This window comes from Niallia sp. FSL M8-0099 (assembly GCF_038006945.1).
Taxonomy (GTDB): domain Bacteria; phylum Bacillota; class Bacilli; order Bacillales; family Cytobacillaceae; genus Niallia; species Niallia circulans.
Genome location: NZ_JBBOWF010000007.1, coordinates 21,953 through 30,036, shown reverse-complemented (window position 1 = coordinate 30,036; position 8,084 = coordinate 21,953). Strand labels below are relative to the sequence as shown.

The following is an 8,084-nucleotide window of genomic DNA, read 5'->3' as shown; positions in this document are numbered from 1 at the left end:
TTATTATTGCTATCAAAAGCAACTTTTATATCATATCAACCTTTGCTAAATAAGTCAATTACTTTTTTAATATAATTTTTCATTTCACTATCAATTCAAATGAATCAACAGCATTCGCAAGGCTGTTTATATATAATATCAACTTTTAATAGTTTAGTCAATAATAAATATAAATAATACTAAAAAATAAAATCCACCTGCTATTTTAACATCTCTCTTAACAATATCTTCGAATATTATTATTCCAAAAGAATATAACTTAAAATAAGTGATTTTTTCTAACACATCATATCTCTCGTAAAAAACTTCATTATAATATAGAAAAAACTCGATCAAGAGACCGAGTTTTTTCTATATATTCTATTACTTAGTAATGGTTATTACATCTTCCTCTTTAAATTCCACATTACCACGTTTATTAATTTGTACAGCTTCACCCTCAGCTAAGTTCGTAAACACAACTGGAGTAATTGTTGCTGTTGCATTTTCTTTAATATAGTCAAGGTTTACTTTCAACAGAGGCTGTCCTTGTTTCACTTGATCATTTTCAGACACAAGTGTTTCAAAGCCTTCCCCTTTTAATTTAACTGTATCAATACCAAAATGAATTAAAATTTCACGACCGTTGTCGGCTAAAATTCCAAGAGCATGCTTCGTTGGGAATAAGTTAACGATTTTTCCATCAACAGGAGAAACAACCGTTCCTTCAGAAGGAATAATCGCAAAGCCATCTCCCATCATTTTGCCTGCAAATACCGCATCTGGTACCTCTGTAATAGGAACCAATTCTCCTTTAATAGGAGCAACAAATGAATCTTCACTTGTTATATTACTTTGCATGGCACTTGGATTTACCTCTTCAATTTGCTCTTGTACTTCTTTATCCATAGATGGTTGTGCAGCAGGACGTGGTCTTTTCCCACTCATAATATCTCTCATCTGACCTTTAATCGTTTCTGAACGAGGACCAAAGATAGCTTGAATATTATTCCCTACTTCAAGCACTCCAGCAGCACCGAGTTTTTTCAAACGATCTTTATCAACAGACTTAATATCATTAACAGATACACGAAGACGAGTGATACACGCATCTAAATGGGCAATATTGTTTTGTCCACCCATTGCTTCTAATACATCGTACGGAAGATCGCTAGTAGCTCCTGTTGAACTACTGTCACTTTCTTCTGTCTCGTCTTCTCTACCAGGTGTTTTAAGATTGAACTTACGAATCGCAAAACGGAAACCAAAATAGTAAATAACCGCGAACACTAAACCTACTGGAATAATAATCCACGCATTTGTTTGCGGATTAATTAAACCGAATAACACATAATCGATTAAACCACCAGAGAATGTCATTCCTACTTTTACATTTAATAAATGCATTGTCATAAAGGATAAACCCGCAAAAACAGCATGAATTCCAAACAATACTGGAGCTACAAACAAGAATGAGAATTCCAGCGGTTCTGTAATACCAGTTAAGAAAGAAGTCAATGCTGCAGATCCCATTAATCCACCAACAATTGCTTTTTTCTCTGGACGAGCTTCATGATAAATCGCAAGGGCTGCTGCAGGTAACCCGAACATCATAAATGGGAATTTACCAACCATAAATGTACCTGCCGTTAAATTTTGAACTCCATCTTTAATTTGGCTCATAAAGATAGCTTGGTCACCTTTTACAATTGTTCCTGCTTTCGTAGTATAACTACCAAATTCGAACCAGAAAGGAGAATAGAAGATATGGTGTAAACCAAATGGAATTAATGATCTTTCAATTAAACCAAAAATAAATGCTGATAAAGTTAAATTAGCACCTAACATGTTTTCAGAGAAAACATTTAATCCATGTTGTATTGGCGGCCAAATAACAATCATGATCAATCCTAAAATAACAGCACTTGCAGCTGTCGCAATTGGAACAAATCGTTTTCCAGCAAAGAATCCTAAATAGGATGGTAACTCAATTTCAAAGAAACGATTATACATCGAGGCAGCAACAATACCAACAATAATACCACCAAACACACCGGTTTGAAGAGTAGGTATCCCTAAAACAGCTGCATATTCTGTACTGCCTTCTAAGTCCTTCGCATCAATGCCTAGAACAGTACCCATTGTAACATTCATAATAAGGAATCCAATAATAGCTGCTAAACCAGCAACCCCCTCACCGCCAGCTAAACCAACGGCAACTCCGACAGCAAATAGTAAGGAAAGGTTACCAAATATAATGTTCCCTGCATCCTCCATTACAGATGCAACCATCTCCACACCACTATTATTTAAAAACGGTGCAATATCTAGTAGTGTTGGGTTTTGCAGTGCATTACCAAATGCAAGCAAGATACCGGCAGCCGGAAGAATAGCTACTGGGAGCATAAGTGCTTTACCGACTTTCTGTAAAACACCAAAAATCTTTTTAAACATTTCATAATCCTCCTAAGTTATTTTTCGGCTCAAAAAGCTTTCTCAATCAAGAGTAAAAAAACAAAAAAGGCATGAGTAAAGAGAGATTGAAAAAAACCTTCAAGGGTAGGTTACCCTAAAACATTTAACTCAACCATCTTTTTCACTCATGCCTGATCGAATCAGTAACACGTTGATAAGATAATACCTATTTAATTTTTTTCTGAAGTCTTTGTAAATGCATTGTCAGATATACCGCTTCTGCGTCAAAGACTGGCCTTTTAAGTACTTGTTGCATTACTTTTATGAGCTTCCACGCAAGATTATAGCATAGGGGATACTCATTCTTCAATAGCAATGTTATTTTTTCTGGTTCTTCTACTTTTTCTCCTGTATTGACCCGTTCAATCGCAAAACGCAAATGTCTAACAAGGCGCATATAATCGATGCTATCTTTATCAATTTTCGTTTCTAGTTGATCTTCTATTAAATTCACTAGATGTGTGACTAACTGTGAATGCCGATTAACTTCTGATAAATTTTTGTTCATCATGGCACTATGAATATGCAAAGCGATGAAACCGATTTCACCCACTGGTAATTGAAGCCCTGTTTGTTCTCCTATTAATTTTACAACCTCTTCAGCTATTGAATACTCAAACGGGTACAACGCCTTTGTTTCAATCAAAAATGGATTATTTAATACTAGTCCGTTCGAAACTCTCGAGGAAGCGAACATAATATGATCTGTTAACGCTATATGAATATGCTCGTTCAACTTTGCATTTGTCTTGTTTTTAATCAATTCAATAGATGATACTATAACATCTAATAAATCATTATCTACTTGAGGAAGAAGCTTTAAATAATTGCTCTGCTCCTTTTCATCCTTTAAGACAAATAACTTTTCCACAACACTAATATCAATATAATCTCCGCTTTTCTGATTAAAGCCTATACCTTTTCCTATAAGCACTACTTCTCCATAGGTCGGATGATCTCCAATGAGCACATTATTATTCAGCGCTTTCTTTATTAGTAAATTAGGCATACTTATTTCCCCACTTCGACAGACATCTCGGTAACTCAATGTTATTAAAGTCTTTATAGTAAGTCAACGAAAAAATGAGAAAAAGGATACCCAAAAAGGGATATCCTCTTCCTACTAAGAAAATATACTTTCTCAAACTCATAAAATCTTACACTATTTTTATTTCTAAATCCCTTTCTGCTATTGCAAGAAGACAAAATACAATGCAAAGATAACAAAGAATACGTACATAATTGGATTAATTTCTTTGATACGACCTTTAACAATCATTACGATTGGATAGAAAATAAATCCTACTGCTATACCTGTCGCAATACTGTATGTTAAAGGCATCGCAACAATAGTAAGGAAGGCCGGCACAGCCACTTCAAACTTTGTCCAATCAATTTTACCAAGGGACGAAACCATCAAAATACCTACTACTACTAAAGCTGGTGTTGTAACTGCTGATGTGACTACTTCCAATAGTGGGAAGAAGAACAAGGATAGTAAGAAGAATCCTGCTGTCACTACTGCCGCAAACCCAGTACGAGCACCAGCGGCTACACCTGCTGAAGACTCTATAAAAGAGGTTGTGGTAGATGTACCGAATATAGAACCTACCATAGAAGCAATGGAATCTGCGAATAATGCTTTTCCTGCTCTTGGTAATTTATTCTCTTTCATAAGTCCTGCTTGATTAGCAACCGCAACTAATGTGCCCGCATTATCAAAGAAGTCTACAAATAAAAATGTTAAAACGACCACTAACATGCTCTGTGTATAAAATCCTGGATCACCAAGCGCAGAGAATAATGCTCCAAATGTCGGTTCAATGCTTGGCACAGCAGATACCACAGCAGAAGGAGTATTAATTACACCGAAAATCATGCCGACTACTGCTGTAATGATCATTCCATAGAATACACCGCCATGAATCCCTCTAACCATAAGAATAATAGTAATGAAAATACCAAATATCGCTAGCAATGTACTTGGGTTAGTTAAATCACCAATATGGACAAGTGTCGCTGAGTTATCAACAATAATTTTAGAATTTTGCAATCCGATAAACGTTATAAATAGCCCTATACCTGCGCCAACCGCAAGCTTTAATTCTACTGGAATAGCATTAATTAATTTCTCACGAAGTCCAGAGATTGTTAACAATAAGAAAAATACACTTGAAATAAATACTGCCGCTAACGCATATTCCCATGGATGTCCCTGTGTTAAAACAACGGTATAAGCAAAATATGCATTTAACCCTAATCCTGGCGCTAATGAAATAGGATAGTTAGCGAAAATACCCATAATTAGAGAACCTACAGCAGCAGCAAGAGCTGTTGCAACAAACACTGCTCCATAGTCCATACGCAGCGCATCAGGAAGATCAGCTACATCCCCTAATGATAATGTAAATGGATTTACCGCTAAAATATAAGCCATCGCAAGGAATGTAGTGAAACCACCTAAAAATTCTTTGCGGTAATTTGTGCCTAGTTCTTCAAATTTGAAAAACTTCTTCATTGATCTTTCCCCTCTCATAATGCTTTAATTATCTACTAAAACAAAAAAACACTCCTACGATTAAGGAGCGTTGACTAAGGGTTTGTGTTATATAGGAAGGGCAAATTACTTAATAAAATAAAAATGATTTCATTACGATTCCCTATATACACTTACCTCGTAGTCAAGCTATTTACGGTAGCTCGGTAGAAACTTTCGGGCCGTATTCCCCGATATTATACGAGTAAAATCTTTTTCAGTTGTAAATCCAGTTTATCAGCTTGACGAATACTCGTCAATACAAAAAGCGAACAATTATAATTAAAAATTAATAATCGTTCGCTTTCTAACAAATATTTATTTATTTATACTTGCATGGGCAACAGCTAAGCGAGCAGCAGGAATACGATATGGTGAACAAGAAACATAGTCGATACCAATATTTCGGAAGAAAGCTATCGATTTAGGATCTCCGCCAACCTCTCCACAAATACCAATCATCAAGTTTTCTTTAGTCTGTCGTGCTTTCGTTACTGCTAATTTAATTAATTCCCCTACTCCATTTTGATCGAGAGTTTGAAAAGGATCATTCACCATAACATTCTTCTCTTTGTATGAATGAATAAATTTCCCAATATCATCTCTAGAAAAACCATATGTCATTTGTGTAAGATCATTTGTACCGAAACTAAAAAAATCGGCTTCTTGAGCAAGTTGATCAGCTATTATACAGGCACGTGGTAATTCAATCATTGTTCCGATTTCATACGGAAAAGGCTCCATTTGATGATTAACAAAGATATTTTCAATTGTTTCTATTAAAAATGCCTTCACATAGGCCAGTTCTTCTTTTTCTGCCACAAGAGGAATCATAATTTCAGGAAAGACAGTATATCCTTCTTTTGTTAACTGGATTGCGCTATGGAAGATAGCCTTTACTTGCATTTGATAAATTTGTGGTTCTGTTATTCCTAGACGACAGCCACGATGGCCTAACATTGGATTCGTTTCTTGCAGCCTCTTAATTTGCTCTTCAACAATCGATGGATGTTTATTTAACTTTACCGCTAACTGCTTCATTTCATTTAGGTCACTAGGCAGAAATTCATGCATAGGCGGATCTAGTAAGCGAATGACCATTCGTTTATCTTCAACAACTTGAAACATCTGGTAAAAATCTTCTTGTTGGAAAGCCAACAATTTGTCTAATGCTTCTCTGATTTCTTCTTTATTCTCCGCTAATATCAAACGACGCATTTCCAGCACTCGTTCTTCACCAAAGAACATATGCTCCGTTCTCGCTAATCCTATACCAGATGCTCCAAACTCGATAGCCGTTGTTAAATCTTGAACTGTCTCAGCATTCGCGCGTACTTGTAAATCAGCATATTCATCAGCCCAAGAAAGAAGAAGCTCTAAATTCAGGTCGTTTTCCGCTACAACAGTAGGGACTTCGCCCAAGTACAATTTACCAGCAGTACCATCTACAGAGAGAAGGTCACCTTCCGTCAGAATCCTTTCTCCACAAGTAATTGTTTTCAATTCTTCATTGACAGTTAATGCTTCACATCCTGTTATACAGCAAGTTCCCATTCCTCGGGCAACAACTGCTGCATGCGAAGTCATTCCTCCTCGACTTGTAACGATAGCCTCGCTGACAATCATACCCTCAATATCTTCGGGTGAAGTTTCTTGTCGCACAAGAATTACTTTCTGGCCAAGTGCATGACATTCTTTAGCTTTTTCCGAAGTAAAAACAATGGCGCCGGTAGCTGCGCCAGGACTGGCCGGTAAACCTTCTGCCAGTAATTCGACGTTTTGAATAGCCTGCGGATCAAAAATAGGATGGATTAGCTGATCAATCGTTCCAGGTGAAATACGTAATAAGGCTTCACTCTTTGTAATTAATCCTTCCTTAACTAAATCCAACGCAATTCGCAGTGTCGCTTTAGCCGTCCGCTTTCCGTTTCTTGTCTGCAGAATAAATAATTTCCCATTTTCAATCGTGAATTCAATATCTTGCATATCTTTATAATGCTGTTCTAGTATATTGGCATATCTTTTAAAATCTGCATATGCTTCCGGAAGGACTTGCTGTAATGCTTCGATAGATTCTGGTGTACGGATACCCGCTACCACATCTTCCCCTTGAGCATTTAGCAGAAATTCACCAAACAATTTATTTTCGCCAGTGGCAGGATTCCTTGTAAACACAACACCTGTACCGCTTTCATTTCCGCTATTCCCAAAAACCATTGATTGAATATTTACTGCCGTTCCTAAATGATGAGGAATTTCATGTAATTCGCGATAAACCTTTGCTCGATGATTATTCCATGATTTAAAAACAGCTTTAGCAGCTTCCAATAATTGATCTATTGGATTTTGTGGAAAGACCCTCTCGTTTTCTATATATAGCTCTTTAAAGGACTCAATTACTTGCAAATGTTCCTTTTCTTGAAAATCTGCAGCTGTTTTGCTAAAGTGTTTTTCCATTTTTTGGAGTCGTATATTAAATTTATCCTTATGTATGCCATATACTACTTCACCAAACATTTGCAATAATCTTCGATAACAATCAAATGCAAAATCCATACTAGTTAATCGAGCTAAAGATTGAACTCGTAGATCATTTAATCCTAAGTTAAGAATCGTATCCATCATACCTGGCATGGAAAAAGCTGCGCCACTTCTTACAGAAACTAATAAAATATTTTCATCACCTGTAAAAGACTTTTTCGTCTCTGCCTCTAATTTTATAACCGCTTCCAAAACATCCTTTTTTAACCAATCTTCAAAAAAGGATGGTTCTTCTAGATACTTCATACAGCTTTCCGTTGTAATCGTAAACCCTGCTGGCACTGGTAAACCTAAACGAGTCATTTCAGCTAAATTTGCCCCTTTGCCGCCTAATAATCCTTTGTCTTTACTACTGCCTTCCTCGAAAAAATAAATCAACTTTGCCATCGTCTACCTCCATATTTCAAATATGTATCACATTAACTTTATTTACACTTTAATATGACACATATATAGTTGTCAATACGAAAAATAACACACATATTAAAGTTGAATAATTAAATTATCGATGTATAATAGATGCATAATGATGATAATCCTATTATCTAATTAA

4 protein-coding genes and 1 riboswitch are annotated in these 8,084 nt (G+C 36.0%); all 4 genes read right to left on the bottom strand.

From position 1 onward, the window contains the following. Nucleotides 1-363: 363 nt before the first annotated feature. The 4 genes from ptsG to ppdK all read right to left on the bottom strand — a co-directional run bounded on the left by ptsG (nt 364) and on the right by ppdK (nt 7,918). Nucleotides 364-2,433 (bottom strand): glucose-specific PTS transporter subunit IIBC, encoded by a 2,070-nt coding sequence (gene ptsG, locus NSQ92_RS26640; protein ID WP_047943390.1) that lies wholly within the window; start codon nt 2,431-2,433, stop codon nt 364-366. Between the two features lie 187 nt (nt 2,434-2,620). After that, nucleotides 2,621-3,463, bottom strand: a complete 843-nt coding sequence (gene glcT / locus NSQ92_RS26635) for a glucose PTS transporter transcription antiterminator GlcT (protein ID WP_047943389.1) — start codon at nt 3,461-3,463, stop codon at nt 2,621-2,623. 180 nt (nt 3,464-3,643) lie between these two features. Beyond that, on the bottom strand, nt 3,644-4,972 hold the full coding sequence (locus NSQ92_RS26630) for an NCS2 family permease (protein ID WP_061801243.1): 1,329 nt from the start codon (nt 4,970-4,972) through the stop codon (nt 3,644-3,646). 140 nt (nt 4,973-5,112) lie between these two features. Further along, nucleotides 5,113-5,215, bottom strand: a riboswitch (purine riboswitch). 93 nt (nt 5,216-5,308) lie between these two features. Beyond that, nucleotides 5,309-7,918: a pyruvate, phosphate dikinase gene (ppdK, locus tag NSQ92_RS26625; protein WP_341153418.1), complete on the bottom strand. Its 2,610-nt coding sequence runs from the start codon at nt 7,916-7,918 to the stop codon at nt 5,309-5,311. Nucleotides 7,919-8,084 lie beyond the last annotated feature (166 nt).